This is a genomic window from Enterococcus sp. 9E7_DIV0242 (assembly GCF_002140975.2).
Classification (GTDB): domain Bacteria; phylum Bacillota; class Bacilli; order Lactobacillales; family Enterococcaceae; genus Enterococcus_L; species Enterococcus_L clewellii.
The window spans coordinates 3,637,098-3,659,181 of sequence record NZ_CP147247.1 but is presented as its reverse complement, the minus strand read 5'-3'; the positions used below and the strand labels follow the sequence as shown (position 1 = coordinate 3,659,181).

Sequence of the window (22,084 nt, the reverse complement as noted above, 5' to 3'; positions counted from 1 at the left end):
TCCTTTTTATCCAAGAGAAGCTTCGACTATCAACTGGCTTAATCAATCCAATTAGTTGCGGATAAAAACAAAATCCCTTTTCATTTTTGGTTGTTTACAAATTAGACAGCATATAGCCTTGTGATCGAACAGTTCGGATAAGCATTGGATTTATGCCTACCTTCTCAAACTTGGCTCTGAGATGAAAAATTAAATTTGCTACTTTATACTTATTATCGTTGTATGGACATCCCCACATATATTCATAAATCCGTTGATAAGAAACACCTTTTTGATAGTTTTCATAAAGCAGCTGCATCAATTTAAACTCTAGTCTGGTCAGTGATATATCCTCTGAACATCCTTCAAATTTCACACTTAGCGTATCCAAGTTTAGTTCGATTCCCGGTACACAATCAAAGCTAGTAGTCATTTTCTTTTCCTTTTTTACTTTTCGATATCTATTTAGTGAATTCTTTATTATGAGGTTTATTACCTCCGGTTCATCTTCCACTGTAAAAGCCCCATCTGCTCCTAATTCGAGATAAACTTTTTTTTGAATAGAAGAAGGTCCTTCCGACAGTACCCATATAAGGGAGTTGGACCTCTCTTTGATCTTCATAATTAAACCGCAGATTTTTCCGATATTTTGATTGGCATCTTCTTTTAGAAAGACACCATCTAAGTCCTTGATCATTGTCTCTATGTTTTCTGCATCCACTTGAACTAGGTGACATTTAGCCTTATCTAAATCTTCTATGTATGTATGCTCAAACTCTTCCGTTACTTGGTTAACACCTATGTTGTACATCTCAAATCCTCCTTTTTACCTATACGATCAATATAATTTTATTTTTTTTGCAATTGATTTATTATTAGAAAGATAGACTATTAAAAAATTTTTTCTTGTAACTCAGCATTACAAGAAAAAACCGCTACCTCATAATGAGATAGCGAGATGACGTATTGGCTGACGATTTTTTTGACGGCTTGAAATTTTCTTTATAGCTGCTTGAATTGTAAACTATCGATTGTTTCCATTGCTTCTTTTCTTTTTTTCCATAAGGAATCTGTATAAGTATCTAAAGTCAATTTTACTGATGTATGACCAAGCAATCGACTCAATGATGAGACATCTATATTGTTTTCTATGCATCTAGTAGCAAACGTATGCCTCAATGTATGAAAATGAAAGGACTCCATTCCTGTCTTTTCTATTAATTTTTTTAAACGATAATTAATGACCCTAGGTTCTGCAAACCGATGATTGCTGCATACCACATAGTCTGAGTCACTAAATTTCTTTCTTTCAAGTAAATACTTTTTCAAGTTTTTTGCTAAAGGTATTTTCCGAAGTGAACTTTTTGTTTTAGGACTACCGATAATAACCTTTGTTTGCCCTCGATTGTTTGGGTCCGGAATTCTTTGTAGCGTATGGTTTACATTGATGATCTCATACTCAAAATCAATATCAGTCCACTTTAATGCGCTTATTTCTCCAATTCTCATTCCTGTAGCTAAGCTGATAATCACAGCCGAGCAATCATTTTCTTTAAATGCCAATGCCTCTATCTTTTTCTGCTGTTCCATGGACAACGCTCGGATATCTCTCCGCTTTCCTCGGGAAGAAAGCGATAATCCTTTACATGGATTTTTTATCAAGCAACCATTTTCAACAGCATAATTCAAGCTACTGCTGAGTATAGTAAAAATATTTTTTATGGTATTTTCAGAATATTGGCGTGTTGACAACTCCTGCAAAAAGGTACTTATATGTCTTCTTTCTATTAATTGAAGCTTTATTTTACCTAAAAAGGGATTGATATGGTTTCTAATCTTTGATTCATAGCTTGTCCAGGTCGATAACTTAACCTTGTTTTTGATGGCAACATAAAGCCAATGATCAAGCCATTCGGAGAGAGAACCGGCAAAAATATCCCCTGTCTGCTCCGGATAATATACCTTTCTTTCCAAGAGCTTTTTCCGAACTTCATTGTATTTCTTTCCATATATGTAACCATAGATAATATGACCTTCCCTATTTCTTGATTTTTTGTACCGTCCTTCCCATCTTCCGTCTTTTCTTCTATAAATATTTTCTCCTCTTTTGCTCATACTTGCACCCCTGTTTGACGACTTATTTGACGACTTATCCATTGTCAAGAAATCAAATATCTCGAAATAACCTGACAATAAGTAAAAAATAGAAAAATTTTCTCATTTTTTTTGCGAAAAAACCAAAAAATTGATAAATATTCATCATTTATTATATAGACTCTTAAATAATTATGAATTATACTTTGGATATATCGCAGAAAAAACTTTTTTTGTTTTCTTGTAATGCTGAGTTACAAGAAACTATATAGCGTATTATTTTTTTATGATTAGGAACTTCTCATCCTATATATGGGATATAACTATAACTTAAATATTCATTATGCTTATTATCATGGAAGACTTCTGAATCTGGCTTATTGTCACTTTCAGCAGCTTTTTTTTCTACTAATACCCCTCCCCTTTTTGACAATCCTTTAATAAACAGTCTGTTCTCACCATCCGCTAAATTGCAAGAAGCTCATTCGATCATGTGTTTTCTAATTCATCATTCTGCTACAGCAATCGCATATGAGTGTATCATAGAGAATCATATAATTATATTTTTATTTTTGTATAATTAATTACATTATGAGATATTTTTAATATTTAATATATTTTCGATTTATTTTTCATATTATCAACAAGTATGTTCTTTAATTGAAGTAAATAGATAGCAATCGGGTCTGAGGTATACTATTATCCAGCTCTTTTTTTATTTCAAAAAAAATGATCCATTCAACCTTTGACACTAAGTTTGTTCTTTTCCATAGAAATTGGCTATAAGAAATCAATTTATTGTGATAGCAGAAAATAGTCTATATCATCTTTAAATTCTATAAAACGTTGATTTATCAGCATGTCAAACAGCTTTTACCTATAATTCTTTTGCATTTTCACGACATCGGAAACGAGATTTAGTATACTGAGGGCAAGGAGGAAAGAGGATGACTATTGGGAATAACTTAAAAGAAAAACGTTTGGAGCATCACCTGACACAAGAACAGCTGGCGGAAAAAATCTATGTCAGTCGCCAAACCATTTCCGGTTGGGAGAATGACAAAAATCAGCCTGATCTTGAGAATCTGATCATGCTTAGTGAACTGTATAAAACAACACTGGATGAATTACTGAAAGGAGAATCAGTACCTATGATTACGCCACCGATCCCCCCTAATCCGAAACCAGCTCCAACCAGAAAATTTGCCTTTCTGTTATTTTATTGGTCGTTGCTATCAATCGTATTACAAATTATCTTAAGAGAAGAAAAAATCAGCTTTATGATTTTTTACGCACTCGGCGGATTTCTGATCACGGCGATTTCCTTGAAGAAAACAAACCGACTATCAAATATTTACAGTCAAGGAGAGAACATGGCTGATCCAGGTGTCTATTTGTGCTTGGGCTTTCTCGTATTGATCATTGTCGGTTTCATTCTTCAAGATGCAATTATTCAGCGCTAATATAGTTGGAAAGGAGAATACTTCTACTATGAAAAAGGGAATTATATTGACCATGTCAATCCAGCAAAACAATACGATTCAGTATACCTTGCGGGACGAAAACTATCTGCCGCGTTTGAGAAATTATTTGCTGTTGGAATACAGTGAATTTACTTGGGAGAAAAAAGCATTTTTTGAACTGACAGAAGAGACGATTCAAGAATATCAAGCAATTGCGGTAACTGCTCTGACGAAAAAATTCTTAAAGCAGCTTCAAGAATGGCAGCCAACGATTCAGCTGATAGATGTCCCTTCAGAGCAATTTGCGAAATCAATGGCTCCACCAGGTTTTGTTTTCAATATGAGCACAGGTTATGTACTGGCAGAAGCTCCGGCCATCGCAGTCAAGGATATGCCTATTAACGACGATCGTCCACCTTACACCTATGAAGACCTTCGCAAATTAATGCGAAAATACCCAACAATTTATTGGGAGGTCATATCTCTTGATGAGCTCAAGAAAAAATTAGAAGCAAAAACAATCAATACCACTGTTGCTTTAACACCTGCAGCTGCAGCCTATAGAAAATTACTGACTAGCACCTACCCAACAGTACCTGTTGTTGATGCCAGAGCCGAAGAAAGTCCTTATCAAAGTACCTTGAGAGATGAACAATGGATGATTGCGATCACGAGTGTCACTACGTTGCTTTTGATTTTGCTAGCGTTGTTTTAACACGAACAGACACAACTGCTCATCATTTGCTATGTTACTCAGGCTTAAGCAAAAATTATTTGAAACAATAGAACCCTTCATTTTGACCTTTTTATCGTGTCAAAGTGAAGGGTTCTTCTCATTATTTTTTAGTTACACTATTACTCATTCGCCTTCAGCGAATCAATCATGTCAATATGTTTTAATTTGAAATGAGTAACGAGCATCACAATAATTGTAAAAGTAATCGTTAGTACTGCGGAGATCACATAGGCCGGCCAATGAATGACTAGTGGGAAAATAATACTTTCCATCGATGCCTGACGGATGATAAATCCTGTTAAGATATACCCAATCCCATAACCCACAATGATTCCCAGCAATGTGAAAATGATATTCTCACGAATGATGTACATCGTCACCTCTTTGTCGAAGAAACCAAGAACCTTGATTGTAGAAAGCTCTCTCACTCGTTCAGAAATATTGATATTGGTCAGATTATACAATACAACGAAAGCCAATAAACCAGAGAGAACAACAAAGATTAGAACAACTGGATCAAGATTGTTGATCATCCCTCTCTGTGTCTCGATTTGAGATGATAAAAAGCTAGTGTTCTTCACTTCATCGGTTGCCAGGAGCTGCTCTGCTAATTTATTTTCTTCTTTGGTGGTCATCGAATCTGTTTTAAGCAGGAATGAATTATTCTGATAGTCGCGCCCAGTCACTTCTTCATAATACTCTGGGGTGACATAGGCAAAATGCCCAAGGTAGTTTTGAGCGATTGCTTGAACGAGCATCTCCAGCTCATTTTGATCTTCATCATAGAAGGTCAGCGTGTCGCCAACTTCTATATCAAACAACGCTGCCAATTTTTCAGAAATAACTACTCCTTTATCTGTTAGCTTAATTGGCTTACCGGCGCTTGTAGTCAAATGAAGATAAGAAGAAAAATCAGACACTTCTTCCGGAACAGTCAACGTCACGCTTTGCGTTGCCTGTCCTGCCTTTTTCAGTTCCAATACTTCATTGATAACTGGTAAAATGCTGTTTATCTTCGTATCCTTTTCAAGAATCGCTTCTGTCTGTTCAAATGTCCCCTCATCTAAAGTAACGACTGCCTGATAATCGATGATCGGACCAAATTGCTTATCTGTCACTGCCTCAAGTGAGTTCTTAATCCCAAATCCCGCCACCATCAGTCCTGTACAACCAGCAATCCCGATGATCGCCATGATCATCCGCGATTTATAGCGGAACAAATTGCGGTAGCTGACCTTCTGATTGAAGCTCATTCTTGACCATAATGGTGTGATATATTCCAAGAAAATTCGCTTGCCGGGCTTGGGCGCTTTCGGCTGTAAAAGTGCGGATGGTTTTTCTGTCAACTCTTTTATCAACACAATGATCACTGAGCCTAATGTGGCAAACAGAAACGCCAGTCCTGCTTGAATAATCGGTTGCCATTCATAGAACACACTGACTTTTTGGAAATTGTATTGATCACTCGAAAGGTCAAACACAATTCTTGGAATCGTGTTTGTCCCAATGACCACACCAAGAGCGACGCCGATAACAGCCGCCAGTACGGCATAAATGACATATTTCTGAGAAATCTCGTAACGACTATATCCTAATGCTTTCAGTGTCCCGATCTCTTTACGGTTTTCCTCTACCATTCGTGTCATCGTAGTAAAAGTGATCAACGCAGCAATGAAGAAAAAGAAGACTGGAAACACATTGGCAATTGCCGCAATTCGATCAGAAAGATCGCCGTAATCCTGGAAGCCAATATTTTCTGTTCGCTGATTGAAGAGATAAGTTGGTGTTTTCAAATCAGCCATTTCTTTTTCAGCATCACTGATTTCAGTTTGTGCATCGCTCAGCGCTGACTTTTGATCAGCCAATTCCTTTTTGTTTTCATCAAGGGTTGCCTGTGCTTCATTTAATTGCTCTAAAGCTGCAGCAGCTTGAACTTCCGGCAGCTGTGCCAGTAATTGTTTTTGCTGGTCTAATTCCGTCTGTGCAGTAGTCAATTGCTCCTCAGCATCAGAAATTTGCGTTTGACCATCTGCAATCTCTTTTTTCGCCGGAGCAATTTCTTCCTCGATCATGCTTCTCAGCTCTTCTAGTCGTTGCTTTGGACGCGCCTTAAATTTCTCTTCTACCAACTCCTGATTTTTCTGCATCAACTCTTTATACTCAGAACCATAGGTATTCAATCCTTTGACATTTTCAAAAGTCACATACAGAACACCAAAGACATCTGAAGTAAAGTTGTTTACAGGAACATAGGCAAAATAATCTACATTGCCATCCCCCACATTTGTCATGCCACGGTCTTTATTACTGATAAAAATCGGTGAGTTCACAAAACCAACGATAGTGTATTCCTTTTTGTCCAGCTGATCCGGATCATCAATTGTGTACGTATCACCTATCTGATAACCTAGCGTTTCAGCAGCGGCATCCAAGACCAATTCGCTTTCCTTTTTAGGAAGCTGTCCCTTTTCAAGAACCAACTGATTTTGCTTTTGTACTTCATCATAAGAAAAAACGTGGACAACTTCTCCTTTTTCCTCATCTGCATAAAAGAACTGATAGCCTGATTCAACAATCGTATCTGGGATTTCTTCCAATAATGACTCATCTTTTTCTGTCAGACCACCTGTAGAAATGATCTGCATATCCGCTAGCTGTTGTTTTTCTAAATAGTCGCTGCCAGATGAATTCAAAACCGGTCCTGTTGTTTTGACACCAACATACAACAAGGTCCCTAGAAGAATGATCAAAATAATCGCAATAAAGCGACCTCTTGACTGCCATATTTCGCGGAAGCTTGCTTTTAGATACGTCTTATTCTTCATTCAAACGACTCCTTACCATACGATATCGTCGATCGACATCGGTGATTCATTGATTTCGATTGAACGAACTTTCGCGTCATTGATATGGATCACTCGATCTGCAATCGGAGCAATCGCAGAGTTATGGGTGATGAGAAGCACTGTGTTGCCCTGTTTTCTACTGGCATTTTGCAATAGCTTAAGTACTTGCTTCCCTGTTTCGAAATCTAAGGCTCCTGTCGGTTCATCACATAACAATAGTTTCGGATTTTTTGCCAGTGCTCTCGCAATCGATACCCGCTGTTGTTCCCCCCCAGATAGTTGGGATGGAAAATTATTCAAGCGATGCTCCAATCCTACTTGTGTCAACACCTCAACAGGGTCCAGAGCATTTGGCGATACTTCTGTTGCCAGCTCTACATTTTCTTTCGCTGTTAGATTAGGGACCAAATTATAAAACTGAAAAACAAAACCGACATCTGTTCTCCGATATCCGGTCAACTGCTTATCAGAAAATTGTGCGATATCTGTTCCATCAATGATTACCTGACCAGCATCTGGGGAATCCATACCGCCTAATATATTTAGAACGGTTGATTTTCCGGCACCACTTGGTCCTAAAATAACAGCCAGTTCTCCTTTTTCTACAGAGAAAGTAATATCATTATTCGCTACAATTTCGGTTTCCCCCATCTTGTAACGTCTATATTCATTTTTTACTTCAACATAACTCATCGTGATCCCTCTTTCGATTTTGATTAACTAGACATGATGTTGATTTTTTAACATGTTGTTAGTATACTAATTGCGTAACTTTCGAGCAAGACGCAATTTTGTCCGTTGTGTCATTAAATAAACAGAAAATGAAAATATGTACACTTAATAAGATGAAAGGTGGGGTAGTATGGTCGGCACGCCAAATAATCGTCGAACTCTGTATACCAAAAAAGTGATTCGAGAAGAGTTTCTTCAAATCTTACAGTCAAAAGAATTGGCAAAAATCACAGTTAAAGAAATCTGTGAAGCCGCCGATATCAACCGTGGCACCTTCTATAAACATTATACTGATCCTTATGATCTGTTTCAAAGGATCGAGGATGATTTAATTGAAGATATTATGGGAAACATACGTATTCAGGAAAATGCGCTGGACAGTTGGTTGGTCAATATCCTTATGATTTTGAGTGAGAACAAGGACGCCAGCACAATTATTCTAAGCAGTAAAAGTGACAGTCGGCTGATCGGCTCGATGCTCAGTAAGGTCAAACCTGAAGCTTTAGAGAATTTTGCTTTGATTTTCGGAGATTCTTCGCCGGATAAATTAGAGCTGTATTTTACTTATTTCGTGGATGGAACGATCGGTTTGATTGAAAATTGGTTGAAAAATTACTCCTATCTTGAACCAAAAGAAGTCGCTACGATGATCTTAACCATTCTTTCAACAAAAATTCAATAATAAACGCTTCTCAACAAAAACTGTTATCTGTTTGTTGGGAAGTGTTTATTGAATTAAAAGCTCATTACTTTCTACGCCTATCCAATCGAATCAAGCCCCTATCTATCAACGCCCCACCAAATGTGCCAAGCGTATACGCAACTATATCCGACCAAAGAAAATCATCAATGCCCACAGTGCATCCCCTAGATAGGTAGTCACAACCTCCGGAAATAGAAAGACTGCTTTTCTTGAGAGTAGGCCTGAAACCATCACGACAATCGTCAAAACAGCATAGCGCTTCCTACTTCTTCCTTGCATATTCTCCCCCCTTTTTATTTCTCATATAACGGACCAAACAAAGTTGAAGAACGTTCTACCCAACAAAAATCATCTAAGAACCATACAAATCATATGTTATTCCGACAAAAACTGGTTGATTTCCTTAACCCAGCTATCCTGCGCTGCTTCTCCAGCAGATACAGTCAGTCGTTGTGTTTTTTCTTGCCCTCGCTCTTTATATGCTTTGAAAAATTTGAGTAAGTCTGACACACCAATATTCGTCCGTATCAGCTTTTTCAATTGATTAAACCGTTTAGGCATTGCAGTAATTCGCTTATCACGAAGTAGATCATTTTTTAGCAAACGCAACACATGCTCTTGTCTTTCATATATCCCCTGCGCATTCCCTTCATCTACCTGATAACTGATAAACGCCTCTAATGTCCGTCTATCTGCAACCATTTTACCTTGCTTAAAGGTAATTTCCTCAGCTTCATAAACGAAGGCTTGCGAGTTATTGATAGTTATGCTCTGTTCCTCACGCAATAAAAATCCAACAATTTCTTTTTTACTGCCAACAACATAATTCTTGATGGTCAGATTCGCTAGTTTTTCAAAAAGGACTAGTAGCTCCTCCATCGATAATGTGATAAATTTTTGTGCCATGCTTTCCCCATCTGCGAGTAACAGATCCGGAGAAAATCGTATCAGTCTCTTCTTTCCCTCTCTCAGTACATACAAATAGAAGGTTGTTTTAAGACCATCTTCTATGATAAATAATATAGTCAAACCATTCACATCTCTTTCAATTTTAGTCAAACCATGCATTTCCAAAAAGCGTTCGTGCATACTATGCGCAAGAATAAAATCAGACTCGACTGCACGTTGTTAGAAACATGAGTCAGAGCCTGATTCTTTTTGGTCCTTATTCAGCTAAGCCAAGTTGTCCTTGCAGTTCTGTTTGAACGCGCTGCATTTCTTCTGCGCTAACACCCTGATAAGAAACACCATCCTGCATGAAGCCGTCACCTTTCAACTGATCCTGCTTAACAGACCCTAAAGCTGAGCGGTAATCAAGTGCAATAGTTTTCAAATCATCAAAACTCAAGTCTGTTTTCACATGCTCACTAAGAGTATCTAACACGCCCTGATACTGAGAAACACCAGAGAATGACAGCATTTTTCTTACAATCGCATCAACGATTTTTCTTTGACGTTCCTGACGTCCGTAGTCCCCGTTCGGGTCCTCATAACGCATACGAGAATAAGAAAGTGCTTGATCTCCATCTAAATCAACTTTTCCCACATTGAAGGTATAGCCATCCTGTGTAAATTCCAATGTATTGCTGACACTGATTCCGCCGACTGCATCCACAAGCTCTTTCAGTCCCTCCATATTGATAGAGACATAATGATCGATTGGGATATTCAACATTTTTTCAACTGTATCCATGGACATTGCTGCTCCACCAAAGGCATAAGCATGATTGATTTTATCTGAGGTACCATAGCCAACAATTTCTGTATACGTATCTCTAGGAATACTGACGATTGTTGTTTTATTGTCATCAGCATTGACTGTTGCGACCATCATTGTATCTGATCGGCCCTTTTCAACACGACCATCTGCACCTGTATCGATCCCCATCAATAGAACAGAAAACGAATCCTTCTTCTGTAAATCAGCGGCTTCTTCTCTTTTGGTTTCCGCCGGTTGTTGTCGTTCAACTGTCTCATACGTTTTCGCGGCTGTTTTTGAAATATCAGAATACAGTTTAGCAGCTATAGCCATTGTTCCAATAACCAAAACCGCAACAACACCTGTAACAATCAATACTATTTTTTTCCCTTTTGACAAACTATTTCCTCCTTGCTTTACTAAAAAACAACTAATAAAAATTTCAACTTCCATTAAATTCTACTTTGTAACACGCATGAAAGCAATAGCTAGTTTCAGCTATTAAGACTATATTAACGTTTCAATACTTTTCTAATATAAATATACTTAACATTTTAAACATAATAGTTGAAAAAATTCTTTCTTTTTTCATTCTTCTATTTTTATCTGTTCGCTTGTTCAAGGTTTAATTTTTATGTTAGCATAAAAGAAAAGGTTTTCAAAATCAGGTGATGCAAAAAAACTTCTATCTAGAGAATAGCATCATAATCGTCTTTTTTGATTAGCTAATAAAAAAACGGAGGTAAGAGAATGCATTTTGACAAACTAAGTACGCGTATTCTAGTAAGAAAAAATTATGGCGCATGCTTCGACTTCTATACAGAGAAACTAGGTTTAGCTTCTGTCTGGGGGGATCGTAACGGCCCTTACACGTCATTTGCCATAGCTAATGATGCACCGCCTTGTTTTGCAATTTTCTCAGGCGAAAATATGACTATGTTTGCCGGCTATAAACAGCCCATACACCAATCACAGCCGGATACAGTGGTTGGGGTGATTCCATCCAGCAATTTAGAAGAAGATTATCAACGCTTGAAAGCCACAGGGGTAGAATTCTTAGGCGAGCCACAGTTTATCGAAGAGTGGGAAATGACCTGTGTCTATTTTAGGGATCCCGAAGGAAACCTGTTTGAACTGAACGATGCAACCAGTATATAAAAACACAATAAAGAACACGAATGCAGCTAGTCCATCTCAAGAATAGTCACCTGTCTCAAAAACATTTTTTAGGCACCATTCTTTATTTCATAAAAACAACGAGGAGAGAAGGAAATGAATAGAATCAATCTGATTTGTCTGGGCGTTCGCGATATGGCACGCGCCTTAAAATTCTACCGTGCACTGGGCTTCAAAACTCACGAAACTGCAGAAGCTCCGCCAATCGTATTTTTCGATACACAAGGAACAAAGCTAGAGCTTTTTCCCTTGAAATTTTTAGCAGAAGATATCAATAAGGAAAATCCTCCTACCCTCAGTTCCGGCGGTTTCAACGGCATGACACTAGCAATCAATATGAAATCTAAAGAGGAAGTAGATCAATTTTTTACTCTTGTCGAACAACACGGGGGTGACATTGTCAAATCACCTGAAAAACCTGAAGGCTGGGATGGCTATAGCGGTTATTTCAGAGACCTGGACGGCTATTATTGGGAAGTTGCTTATGGAAAGAACTGGTCCTTTGATGAAAATGATATGCTGATTATTGATTAACAACGAAAAACAGTATATAAAAAACTGAGCTACTCAAAGTTTGCAAACAACTTTCGGGTAGTTCAGTTTTTTTAACATAGCTTTAGTTAAGGTAAATACTCCAACATAACATCACTTTCCGTTGCCATGACATTTCCAGCGTAATTAGGTGTTGCCAAGGAAAGTGTGCCACTAGAGTTGGTAAACACGTAAAAATTTCCGGCATCATAACCACCATGACTGCCTGCCAGATAGTCAATCACGATTTCCGTATTGACATTCACGGTACGAACATCGTTGCTCCCAGCAGAAAACACACGAATAGCTGTAGTCGGTATCAATTTATACTGCGCTGTATAATACTCTGTTCGTCCCCCGTTGCTTACTAACGCAACTGTACCACTTGATTCAGTAACAAAAGACAGCATGATTGTCTGCGGGATATTCATCCCTGTTTTTGAAAATACTCCTGTCGCAGTGATATCCATCATCGATACGCCAAATGGATAGCTGTTTTTATCGATTGTCGGTTCTGTCGGAACCGCTGTTGCCGGTGCAGAGCTTTCCACTGTCTCTGCAGTCGAACTACTTGAAGCAGTTGTCGATTCTTTGGTCTTTTCTTTCGCTTCACTGGAATCTTTCTTTGCCTCATCCACAGCCTGATCAAAAACCTCTAACAACGATTCTTTTTTCTGTTCAGATTCATCCTGTCTATCGTTCAACGGAGTACAGCCTGTTAAAAACAACGCCAAACCAACAAGGCAAACAACCTTTTTCCTCATTCTTACTTCCCCTTTTCTATTTGAAACTACTCACGATGATTACAGCTTTATTATATCATAGCAATAAAAATGAAACTCGCTATTTTTCTTATAAAATAGCTCAGATATATGTCTTCAAAGAACAATTTTTGTTCAGATTTATTTGTCATTGCAAGCATGACAGCCATATAAGCTTAGAAATAGTTGATGCTTCTCACAAATCGGAAATTCTACTCTCACAGGATCTTGCATTTCTGCCGCTGCCATCCACTCCATTCCAGCCTCTTTATCGACCATTTCCTCCGTCAGCTCATTGACCAATAGGATCAGCTGATCGACTATAGGAAAGAGAATATTTTTTGTCGGCTCATAGTCTAGCGTTTGCCAGCCAATTTCCTGTTTGACCGCTGATAATGCTTGCACAAGAAATTTCTTGTCCTGTTCAAAGGTCGAGGTTGGGCCAGAAGTGTTAAGCTTCAAGCAATAAGATGGAAATCACGAAAATTGCTTCACAAATTTTTGCTGAATTTTAGCTTATTGTCGAAGAAGTTGCTTCTGGCCCACCGTTTATTCGTGTCTAGATACAGGGTGAGCGTAGGATTCGAGTTATGTTCTACGCTCAGTTCAGATAGGTCAAAACCAACCGTTCCTCGCCCAACACAGCTTTGGTCTTTTTCAAGTACAAATACAGTCAGCTGTTTTTGTGTTTCGGTCTGGGCCAAGCTAGTAGCACTTAACCCAAATGTCGTAATCAACACTGCAGTCAGACCATTTGACATTGCTATTTCATAGGGAGAAGGTTCTGTCTCTGATAATGAGATTATATTCATAATAGTCCGTCTACTCCTTTTTACCATTCAACACTCTACACGATTCTAGTATCGACAAAAACGTTGTTCCAGATAATCAAAGCCGCTGAACATGAGATAGCCCAGCACCCCGATCATCAAAATGCCAGCAAACATCTCTTCATAATCCATCTTTGACCAGGCACTCAAAATTAGATACCCCAGGCCATATGTTGTATTGTAATTTTCTGCGAAAAAGAGCGAGGCCAATGAAATACCTGTACTGATCCGCAGACTGGACAACAGTCCAGGTAATAATGCCGGTAAAACTAAAAATTTTAGTTCTTGTGATTTGCTACTGTTGTAGTTTCTCATCACAAGATAGTAGCTTTCCGGTATTTCATTCACACTGTCTCGAATCGACACAATGACCTGAATAGAAATGATTGAAAAAATCAATAAGATCTTTGAAACATTCCCCAGACCAAAAAAAAGCATGAAAACCGGTAAAAAAGCGACCTTTGGCAAAGGATATAAAAAGTAGATTAAAGGACCTAAAAGCTTGTTTGCTAAGGATCGGCGACTAAAAATGATCCCTAAAGGAACACCGATGAGCAATGATAGAAGTAGAGCTACGGTAATTCGCAAGCTGCTCGCCCCAGTGTGTAAAAGCAACAGTCCTTTCATTTCCCAGCCCGTTTTTAAAGTAGCAAGAGGCTCAGGAACAGCACGATTATTTGTCATAATCACTAAAAGCTGCCAGAAAAGGAATAACAGTACCAGCCCCACAACCAACGAAGTGCCCTTTTTTTGTTTCATTCTTCATCCCTCGCTTTCAAGAGCTGTCTAAGCTCAATGCAGAAGGTATAAAATCCCACCGATTCACGGCGTTTTGACTGATGAAAGGTCGGATTCTCATAAATGGATAGTCCTTCATTTGTCATAATCAAAATCGTTTCTCCTAAAAAAGCAGCTTCTTCAACATCATGTGTCACTGTTAGTACTGTATTTTTTCGTTTTGATTGCTCAGACAAAATTAAAGCTTGTGCCTTTTCCTTCGTTTCTGGATCAAGAGAGGATGTCGGTTCATCGAATAATAGAAAATCCGGTTCAGTAACCAAGCCTCTCGCCATTGCCAACCGTTGTTTTTGTCCTCCACTCAAATGACTTGGAAGTTTAGCTTTATGATCAGTCAACGCCAGCTCCTTCAACAGACTTTCCACTTTTATTTTGCGTTCAGCTTTCGGCACTTTTTTTATTTTCAACGGCATTTCAACTGTCTGAAAAACCGTTTGCCACGGGAAAAGCTGATGATCCTGAAAAACCACCTCCACCTGTTCCTGTGAGGTCTGTTCGTAAACGATTTGTCCGGAGTTTGGTTGTTGAAATCCTTTCAACAAGGACAGCAGCGTGCTTTTGCCAACGCCTGATTGTCCAAGTAACACATAGGTTTTCCCCTTTTCAAATGTGGTATTTATCTGTTCAATGATTTTCTCTGTTCCGTAGCTGAAGGACACCTCTTCCAGTCTAATTCCCATCCTCATTCTCCTTTAGGGCTAACTAGGTCTTGTATGGAAAGCCTAGTAGCCGCTATTGTCAAAATTTTATAATCTATCGTCATAGAAGTGTTTTTGGCTTGATGCACTGTTGTCTTGTATCATCCGTTCATTTTTATCTGCGTTAACCAATGATTTTCCTAGGCAGCACTCGCCACAGCTCTTCAAGTTCCTACAAGATATGGTATACTTTTAGCTGTATTAATTGAAGAAAGTAAGGTGAAAGCAGTGTTTAGAACACTTGTATTCCACGAGATTCGTCCTGTGGAGGAACTGAATGGGCAACAGCGGCCGATTGTTGTAGCTGATGGCTACGAAGATGCGTTGCCATTGCCTCTTTTTGATAGTTTACCTCTTTTTAAGGAACAAATAAACTATCTTAAGCAAGAGGGATTTCATTCTTTGCGTATTTCAGAAGTCCGTGCATTTTATGAAAAGGGAGAGCCTCTGCCAGAAAAATCTGTTTTATTGACCTTCGATGACTGTTACCAGTCTATGAAGGAGTATGCTTACCCTATATTGAAGGAGGCCGGATTCCAAGCGACAGTATTTGTAGCAGCTGGTTGGCTGTTTCAGACGCCCTCAGTTTATCAGCCAGAGGTCTCCAAAGTTCTCAGTCAACAAGAACTAACTGAAATGATCGATGTTTTTGAGTATGCGAATCATACGACTCATTTTCATGAACGCCGAGGAACTACTCAGTCCAGACCGATGTGGGAAAGCCCGGAACGTTTCAAAGAAGATATCCTTGCATGCAACGATTACGTAGAGCTTACGGATGTTTTTGCTTATCCCTTTGGCCTGTATGACCAACAGACTGTCTCCGTATTGAAAGAGTTGGATTTCACACTTGCATTTACCACAAAACCAGGAATCAATACTCGCGAAACTGCTCCATTAGAGCTGAACCGTGACGTGATTCCCTATACATTACCGATCGAAACATTCAAAAAAATGATGAAAATAGAGGAAAATTAAATGAAAAAATTAGTTACTGCCGGAGCACTTATTTTACTAGGCTTGGCTGTTTTAAGTGCCTGTGGAAAAAATGATACGACATCTAGCAGCTCTACTATTGAAAGTACTGAAGCGACCGTTACAGACAAAGCTCTGACAGTCGGTATTTTGCCCGCTGAATCAGCAATCCCAATCATTTTAGCGAAAGAAGAAGGGTTCTTTGAAAAGCAAGGATTGACTGTAGACATTAAATCCTTCACTTCACCAAATGATCGAAATGTTGCGATTCAAGCAAAAGAACTCGATGGTACAATCAGCGATGTGATGACGGAAGCGACCTTTAAAAAGAATGGTATCGACCTAACAATCACTTCAGATATTTTGGAAGATTTCAAAATTTTAGCTTCTCCAAAATCCGGCATCACAGAAATGAGTGGACTAAGCGGAAAGAAAGTGACACTGGTTCCCAACTTCATTTTGGAATATATCATGGATGAATTCGCGAAGGAAAATGATTTCACTTATGAAATTGTTGATATCCCTTCCTTTTCCGCCCGTTCCGAAGCATTACTAAGCGATCAGGTAGATGGCGCAGTTTATACTGAACCTCAAGCAAGTATGCTTGCGCAGCAAGGAGCGATTGTTCTTGGAAGCTCCAAAGCACAAGGGATCAAAGGTGGTACGCTCCAATTTACAGATGCAGTTTTGAGTGAAAGACCACAGGATGTCACAGCTTTTTACACAGCATATAATCAAGCCATCGACTATATGAACGAACACAAAGCTAGTGAATACGCCGACATTTTATCTACGTATCAATTCCCTGACGCGATGAGCCAGTATTTGGATCAACAAACCGAGAAATACCCTTATGCTCAGGAAGTGCCAAAAGACCAATTTGAAAAGATCATTTCATGGACAAAAGAAAAAGGTCAGATCGACAAGGAATATACCTATGACGAGCTGACAGATTTCAGTTATTTGGAGAAATAGTAAAAATGCCACCGCCTTCGTTTTGAAGACAGTGGCATTTTTTTATAGCTCCCTAAGTCTACTTATTTCAACCAGTTTTTTAGCGCTGCTATTATAGATTCGAAAGCATTTATTTCTTCTTCATCGACAGCTTGATCACAAACTTATCCGGATATCCTGCAACCTCACTACAGTAATCCTCATGATACAATGGTCCTTCTGTTTTAGACAGATCGATCATTTGTAGAAATTTTGGAATACACGTCATGATTTCTTCATTCCTTAGCAAATAGAGTTTACTCAGATATACTCCTTTTGGCTTGATAAAATTGGCTTCTTCTTCCTTTGCTCGCTGAAAAACATAGGAGTGTCGTGGGATTTCTTCCCCTTTTGGCAAATCATCTCGCTGAAACAGCACCCCATATTGATAGCCATAATTCAAATAATTGACTGAGACTGACTCACCACTTTTATCAAACACCTTATACTGCTCATCCTCTGAAACAATTTCCTCGTACAGCTGATCCGTTCCTATCTCTTGAAAATGATCAAAGCGGGCTGTGAGAAAATCCAGCATGACCTTCATATCTATCAGTTCCTCGATTTTATCTGCCAGAGCCGCTTTTTGTGTGTGAAGTATCGCAGATTTCAAAGACAAATCCTGCTGTCGAAAAATTGCTTTGATTTCCTTCAATGACAGACCGATTTCCTGAAACAGCTTGATTGTACTGATCTGATCGCATTGATAGAGCTGATAAAAACGATAGCCATTTTCATCTACGCGTATCGGTTTTATTAGGTCGATCCTGTCATAGTAAAACAATGTTTTCTTTGATAACTTGCATAACCTCGCAAATTCTCCTGTTGTATATTCCTCTTTCATTTTCCCACCTCTTGACTATGCCCTAAGGGAATACTTTATAACTAGTATAGCAAGAAATAGAGAGGTGAGCGACATGGCGAACATAAAAAATAATACGTTAAATAAAAAACTATTTTTCTTTTCTCTGCCAATGATCGGTAGTCTATTAACACAGCAATTGTATAATGTTGCCGATATGATCATCGTGGGACAATTTATCGGTGCGGAGGAACTGGCGGCAGTCGGCAATGCCGGAACTGTTTTATTGTTGTTTATTGTGATTTCCGGTGGTATTGAGCTGGCAGTTGAAATCATTTTTTCTCGCTATATCGGAAAAAATGAACAGGAGAAGCTAGCAAAAGGAACGACAGCCCTCATCGTTTTCGGTGCAGTACTGGGAATTTTTCTGGCTGTTGTAGGTTTTTTCCTTCTGCCCGTACTTTTCGATCTCATGAATGTACCGAAAAGGTTGTTAGAACTGACAAATACCTATTGTTTCATCTATTTGGTTGGTGTGCCGTTTATCTATGTCTATGATATTTCCAGAGCAATGATCACCAGTCTTGGTGATGCCAAAAAGAGCTTCTACCTGATTTTATCTTCTTCCCTATTAAATGTCCTGTTCAACCTGCTGTTCATCCTTGGCTTTCATCTAGGCATTGCTGGGGCAGCCTTAGGGACCATTCTTGCGCAAGGTATAATAATGTGTGTGAGCTTATTGCTTCTTTATAAAAAAAGCCTAGCCAATCCCTATTTTCGTTTAACTGTTTCGATTGATCCGATTCAACTGAAGGAAATCAGTACGATCGCTGTACCCTCAATTTTTCAACAATTTGTGGTTACCTTGTCCTCCGTCTTTTTGCAGTCCTTTGTCAATCGCTTTGGTAATGAAGTCATTATCGGCTTTATCGCCGTGACAAAGGTACTAACTATTTCTCGGATTGTGATTTCCGGCTTTGCCCAGACACTGTCGATTTTTTCTGCTCAACTATTTGCTGGGAAAAAGTATAGTGAATTAAATCAAACTTACCGCTTTCTTACAAAGGTATCACTGATTTATGCAGTGTTAGTCAGCCTCATTTTCTTTTTGTTTTCTGAGCAACTGTGTAACTTCTTTTTTGACAGCCAACAGTATCCAGACGGCTTTCACTTTTTCAATACCTATTTACTCTTCTCTATCGGGACTCTGTTTCTGACTGTTTTCAAATTTATGAACGAGAGTATTTTAAGAAGTGCATTGAAGATGCGGGCATATCTGCTTTGCAATATCGGTGATTTACTGATTAAGGTCAGCTCTACCTACCTCTTACTGCAAGTGGTCTCTTCTAATGCATTTTGGTTGGGTGAAGCAATTGGACGGTTGCTTGCCGTTGGACTTTCCATCTACTTTCTTCTTTTGATAAAAAGAACCATCAAACAGGCAGTAATAGAAAACACTTTACCCTAATACAAATACACGAAGCATTACTAATCAGAACAGGGGCAGAGCTGCTGTTTGATCAGCAAAAGCTCTGTCCCTTTCGTTCATCAATTATTAGAAAAATAGAGAATCTGAAAAAGTCGTTAAAGTCACCCAGCTTTTCTTCTCTTATACAGAATTACTCATCCATTTTCCCTACTACCTTTATCCGTAAACGTGTAGCGTTCTCCGGATGGTAGGCTAACGGTGTTTCTTCGATTTCAACTAATTCGATCGTAGTTTCAACTGCTCCAGCAAGAACTGCCTGCTGTGAAGCTTTTTCCTGCGCGTCTTGCAAGCTGTCTTCTCTCGAAAGTCGGGAATAAATATAGATTTGTTCATATTGCCCACTTATTTGGGCAATAGAGGCTCCGATTGCATTAGCTACGCCTCCATGCTCATCCCAATAAATAGCTGAAACACCTTTCAGCTCAGTAGGTATGATGATGCCTCCGCCACCAACTAAAACCAGCTCTACATCACCGGAGCTTGTTTTCATTTTGTCGATAGCATCCTCTGTCATCGTTTTGATTTTTTGATAGGCCTCTTCTGCAAATACTAAAGGAATATCCTCAACCAATGATGCATCACCCACATCTGCTTTGCCTAAACGTACAGCAATATCTGTCGCTGTAGTCACACTACCGCCAAAGACTTTGGCTTCTGTCGTGATTCTATAACCGACGCTATCCGGACCAACCGTGATCTGCCCATCCTTTTCTCTGACAATACTGCCGCCACCAAGGCCAATTGAAATAATATCCGGCATTCTGAAATTTGTTCGAATACCGCCCACATCTACAGCCAAAGAAGATTCGCGTGGGAACCCATCTGCCAGTACGCCCAAATCAGAGGTTGTTCCGCCCACATCCAATACAATGGCATTCTTTAATTTAGCTAGATAGGAAGCTCCCCGAATACTGTTAGTTGGACCACAAGCAATGGTCAAAATCGGGAATTTACGTGCATAATCAATGGACATCAGCGTCCCATCATTCTGACATAAATAGACTGCTGCTTCATAGATGCCCTCATTCGCCAACGCCTGCTCAAATCCGTTACTGACTGTCACCATCACTTTGTTTAGCGCAGCATTCAATATCGTTGCATTTTCGCGCTCAATCAGACCCACTGAACCAATCGTAGACGAACAGGAAACAGGGATATCCTCCCCAAGAATTTCTTCCGCCCATTTCGCTACTTGAAATTCCTGATCATTCTTTAAGGATGAAAAAACACCCACGATTGCCAATGATTCTATTTTTCCTTTCCAGCCCATCAAAATCTCTTTTATTTCCTGCTCCTTCAGCTCAGTCAATGGTTGTCCATCATACTCATACCCGCCATGCGCCAGAGCATACTCCCCGCCTAATGTCTCTGTCATATCCTCCGGCCAAGCAGTGTATGGAAGGACCGATGCTGTCGCAGGATAGCCTAAGCGTAGAACGCCTACTTTTGCCAGCTTTTTCCGTTCGACGATTGCATTGGTACATTGTGTTGTACCAAGCATAGCGTGAGTAATTTTAGCTGGATCGATTCCAGCTTCTTTCACGACACGATGCAGCGCCTGTTCTATTCCAGTTTGGATGTCTTCGCTTGTTGGCATTTTTACACCATGTATCAAGTTTAAATTTTCATCAATGATCACTGCATCAGTGTTTGTTCCACCAACGTCAATACCGATTCTATACATGCGCGTTCCCCCCATTGTTCAATACGTCTAAAGGAACATAGTCCAAATCATAGCCGAAATATCTTGGTCCAACAGTTTCTATCCCTTTTTCTGTCTGCCATTTAGGATGACTCGGCAACGCTAGTACTCGAACCCGTTTTCCGTATTTTAATGCTTCTGTTGTTACCGGCATCAAAGTTTCCAAATCCACCATACAAATCAAGTCCGGAGTCATCGCAACCGGCTGACCATCCTTTTCAGCGATTAGGTTTTCATTTTGGAAAAAGACAGTCATGTTTGAGGAAGCATCTTCATTCAACCCTTCAATACAGGCCTGTCCAAAATTGAAGCCGCCTTCTACTTTTCGTAAAACATCTGTAATCTTCCCTTCAAACAGTTGAATACCGTTAATAAGCGTCAACAATTGTTTAAGCTTCTCCTGCTCATCTCTTTCGTTGCTTTGAATCACTGCTCCGATTTGCTCAGACAGCGTGACGATATTCGTGATACTATGATTTTTTAGTTCGTGCCCTTCACATGGATAAATACTGACAAGAGCACTGGCACCCATCTCAACGGTCTGTACACGAGCCAACCGCTCGGTCCATTTGTTATCGATGGTTTCCATGATACCGATATTGCCCTTTTCATCTGTGATGGCCATTGGAGTAGCTGAAATACCCGCTAAATTGAACGTCGTCATCTGCAGCTCCGGAAACGCTCTGCCCATCCCATCACAATCAACCAACGGCAAGCCAAGTGCTGCAGCCACAACGATCGGAATCATCGAGTTCACACCTCCCGCTTCCATCGGAAAAGTACCTGCAATTTTCTCGACACCCAAATACCTACCTAGCTTTTCAAAGACACGCACAAATTCATCGCCCTTTGGAAATTTTTCTACCATTACTGAAGGGGCTCCCATCATTGCTGCCGGGATAAAGTAGTCCTCTGCTGCAATCTCTTCAACTGAAATCAATTGAATCGGCCCATACTCTTTAATAGCTGATAAAGCCATCATCTTTCCTATATATGGATCGCCGCCGCCGCCAGTTCCCAAAAAGGCCGCACCAACAGCAATATTTTCTATTGCCTCTTCATTTAAATAACGCATTT

At 39.4% G+C, this 22,084-nt stretch carries 23 protein-coding genes; 8 read left to right on the top strand and 15 right to left on the bottom strand.

The window, feature by feature from the left end; translation table 11 throughout:
* Positions 1-94: 94 nt before the first annotated feature.
* Positions 95-790 (bottom strand): winged helix-turn-helix domain-containing protein, encoded by a 696-nt coding sequence (locus tag A5888_RS17190; RefSeq protein WP_086350724.1) that lies wholly within the window; start codon positions 788-790, stop codon positions 95-97.
* A 191-nt stretch (positions 791-981) separates the two neighbouring features.
* A complete protein-coding gene (locus tag A5888_RS17185) occupies positions 982-2,094 on the bottom strand; it encodes a tyrosine-type recombinase/integrase (RefSeq protein WP_086350723.1) in 1,113 nt (370 codons plus the stop codon).
* Positions 2,095-3,020: 926 nt separating this feature from the next.
* Here A5888_RS17185 and A5888_RS17180 point away from each other — a divergent pair.
* Together A5888_RS17180 and A5888_RS17175 are read left to right on the top strand one after the other, a co-directional pair.
* Entirely contained in the window at positions 3,021-3,536 is a 516-nt protein-coding gene (locus tag A5888_RS17180) for a helix-turn-helix transcriptional regulator (RefSeq protein WP_086350722.1), read from the top strand.
* 28 nt (positions 3,537-3,564) lie between these two features.
* Complete coding sequence (locus tag A5888_RS17175; RefSeq protein WP_086350721.1) at positions 3,565-4,251, top strand: hypothetical protein; 687 nt, start codon at positions 3,565-3,567, stop codon at positions 4,249-4,251.
* 140 nt (positions 4,252-4,391) lie between these two features.
* On the opposite strand, the gene A5888_RS17170 is transcribed toward A5888_RS17175, so the two are convergent.
* Both A5888_RS17170 and A5888_RS17165 read right to left on the bottom strand, forming a co-directional pair.
* Positions 4,392-7,097: an ABC transporter permease gene (locus A5888_RS17170; RefSeq protein ID WP_086350720.1), complete on the bottom strand. Its 2,706-nt coding sequence runs from the start codon at positions 7,095-7,097 to the stop codon at positions 4,392-4,394.
* Positions 7,098-7,109: 12 nt separating this feature from the next.
* On the bottom strand, positions 7,110-7,811 hold the full coding sequence (locus A5888_RS17165; RefSeq protein ID WP_086350719.1) for an ABC transporter ATP-binding protein: 702 nt from the start codon (positions 7,809-7,811) through the stop codon (positions 7,110-7,112).
* A 169-nt stretch (positions 7,812-7,980) separates the two neighbouring features.
* On the opposite strand from A5888_RS17165, the gene A5888_RS17160 reads away from it, so the two are divergent.
* The gene (locus A5888_RS17160; RefSeq protein ID WP_086350718.1) at positions 7,981-8,532 is read left to right on the top strand and encodes a TetR/AcrR family transcriptional regulator; all 552 of its coding nucleotides are present in this window, start codon (positions 7,981-7,983) and stop codon (positions 8,530-8,532) included.
* Positions 8,533-8,673: 141 nt separating this feature from the next.
* Here the strand turns inward: A5888_RS17160 and A5888_RS17155 are convergent, their stop codons facing one another.
* The 3 genes from A5888_RS17155 to A5888_RS17145 form a co-directional block, all read right to left on the bottom strand.
* Positions 8,674-8,832 (bottom strand): hypothetical protein, encoded by a 159-nt coding sequence (locus tag A5888_RS17155; RefSeq protein WP_170924881.1) that lies wholly within the window; start codon positions 8,830-8,832, stop codon positions 8,674-8,676.
* 96 nt (positions 8,833-8,928) lie between these two features.
* Positions 8,929-9,612, bottom strand: a complete 684-nt coding sequence (locus A5888_RS17150) for a hypothetical protein (protein ID WP_086350717.1) — start codon at positions 9,610-9,612, stop codon at positions 8,929-8,931.
* A 106-nt stretch (positions 9,613-9,718) separates the two neighbouring features.
* Positions 9,719-10,705 carry an LCP family protein gene (locus A5888_RS17145; protein ID WP_086350716.1) on the bottom strand — a complete coding sequence of 329 codons (987 nt, stop codon included), beginning with the start codon at positions 10,703-10,705 and terminating at the stop codon, positions 9,719-9,721.
* 297 nt (positions 10,706-11,002) lie between these two features.
* On the opposite strand from A5888_RS17145, the gene A5888_RS17140 reads away from it, so the two are divergent.
* The gene (locus A5888_RS17140; protein ID WP_086350715.1) at positions 11,003-11,410 is read left to right on the top strand and encodes a VOC family protein; all 408 of its coding nucleotides are present in this window, start codon (positions 11,003-11,005) and stop codon (positions 11,408-11,410) included.
* Positions 11,411-11,524: 114 nt separating this feature from the next.
* The gene (locus A5888_RS17135) at positions 11,525-11,962 is read left to right on the top strand and encodes a VOC family protein (RefSeq protein ID WP_086350714.1); all 438 of its coding nucleotides are present in this window, start codon (positions 11,525-11,527) and stop codon (positions 11,960-11,962) included.
* Positions 11,963-12,048: 86 nt separating this feature from the next.
* Here A5888_RS17135 and A5888_RS17130 read toward each other — a convergent pair whose 3' ends face one another.
* The 5 genes from A5888_RS17130 to A5888_RS17110 all read right to left on the bottom strand — a co-directional run bounded on the left by A5888_RS17130 (position 12,049) and on the right by A5888_RS17110 (position 15,028).
* Positions 12,049-12,723: a hypothetical protein gene (locus A5888_RS17130; RefSeq protein ID WP_086350713.1), complete on the bottom strand. Its 675-nt coding sequence runs from the start codon at positions 12,721-12,723 to the stop codon at positions 12,049-12,051.
* A 138-nt stretch (positions 12,724-12,861) separates the two neighbouring features.
* Positions 12,862-13,125: a hypothetical protein gene (locus tag A5888_RS17125; RefSeq protein WP_086350712.1), complete on the bottom strand. Its 264-nt coding sequence runs from the start codon at positions 13,123-13,125 to the stop codon at positions 12,862-12,864.
* A gap of 86 nt (positions 13,126-13,211) precedes the next feature.
* Positions 13,212-13,532, bottom strand: a complete 321-nt coding sequence (locus A5888_RS17120; RefSeq protein WP_086350711.1) for a hypothetical protein — start codon at positions 13,530-13,532, stop codon at positions 13,212-13,214.
* Positions 13,533-13,577: 45 nt separating this feature from the next.
* Positions 13,578-14,309, bottom strand: coding sequence for an ABC transporter permease (locus A5888_RS17115; protein WP_086350710.1), 732 nt, complete (start codon positions 14,307-14,309; stop codon positions 13,578-13,580).
* Complete coding sequence (locus A5888_RS17110; protein WP_086350709.1) at positions 14,306-15,028, bottom strand: ABC transporter ATP-binding protein; 723 nt, start codon at positions 15,026-15,028, stop codon at positions 14,306-14,308. Before A5888_RS17110 ends, A5888_RS17115 begins: the two co-directional genes overlap by 4 nt.
* 246 nt (positions 15,029-15,274) lie before the next feature.
* On the opposite strand from A5888_RS17110, the gene A5888_RS17105 reads away from it, so the two are divergent.
* The gene (locus A5888_RS17105; RefSeq protein ID WP_086350793.1) at positions 15,275-16,024 is read left to right on the top strand and encodes a polysaccharide deacetylase family protein; all 750 of its coding nucleotides are present in this window, start codon (positions 15,275-15,277) and stop codon (positions 16,022-16,024) included.
* Positions 16,025-16,996: an ABC transporter substrate-binding protein gene (locus tag A5888_RS17100; protein WP_086350708.1), complete on the top strand. Its 972-nt coding sequence runs from the start codon at positions 16,025-16,027 to the stop codon at positions 16,994-16,996.
* Positions 16,997-17,105: 109 nt separating this feature from the next.
* On the opposite strand, the gene A5888_RS17095 is transcribed toward A5888_RS17100, so the two are convergent.
* The gene (locus A5888_RS17095; protein WP_086350707.1) at positions 17,106-17,858 is read right to left on the bottom strand and encodes a MerR family transcriptional regulator; all 753 of its coding nucleotides are present in this window, start codon (positions 17,856-17,858) and stop codon (positions 17,106-17,108) included.
* 73 nt (positions 17,859-17,931) lie between these two features.
* Here A5888_RS17095 and A5888_RS17090 point away from each other — a divergent pair, with 73 nt between their 5' ends.
* Complete coding sequence (locus A5888_RS17090) at positions 17,932-19,284, top strand: MATE family efflux transporter (RefSeq protein ID WP_086350706.1); 1,353 nt, start codon at positions 17,932-17,934, stop codon at positions 19,282-19,284.
* Positions 19,285-19,435: 151 nt separating this feature from the next.
* On the opposite strand, the gene A5888_RS17085 is transcribed toward A5888_RS17090, so the two are convergent.
* Together A5888_RS17085 and A5888_RS17080 are read right to left on the bottom strand one after the other, a co-directional pair.
* Positions 19,436-20,989, bottom strand: coding sequence for a hydantoinase/oxoprolinase N-terminal domain-containing protein (locus A5888_RS17085; protein WP_086350705.1), 1,554 nt, complete (start codon positions 20,987-20,989; stop codon positions 19,436-19,438).
* Positions 20,982-22,082: a DUF917 domain-containing protein gene (locus tag A5888_RS17080; RefSeq protein ID WP_086350704.1), complete on the bottom strand. Its 1,101-nt coding sequence runs from the start codon at positions 22,080-22,082 to the stop codon at positions 20,982-20,984. Before A5888_RS17080 ends, A5888_RS17085 begins: the two co-directional genes overlap by 8 nt.
* Positions 22,083-22,084 lie beyond the last annotated feature (2 nt).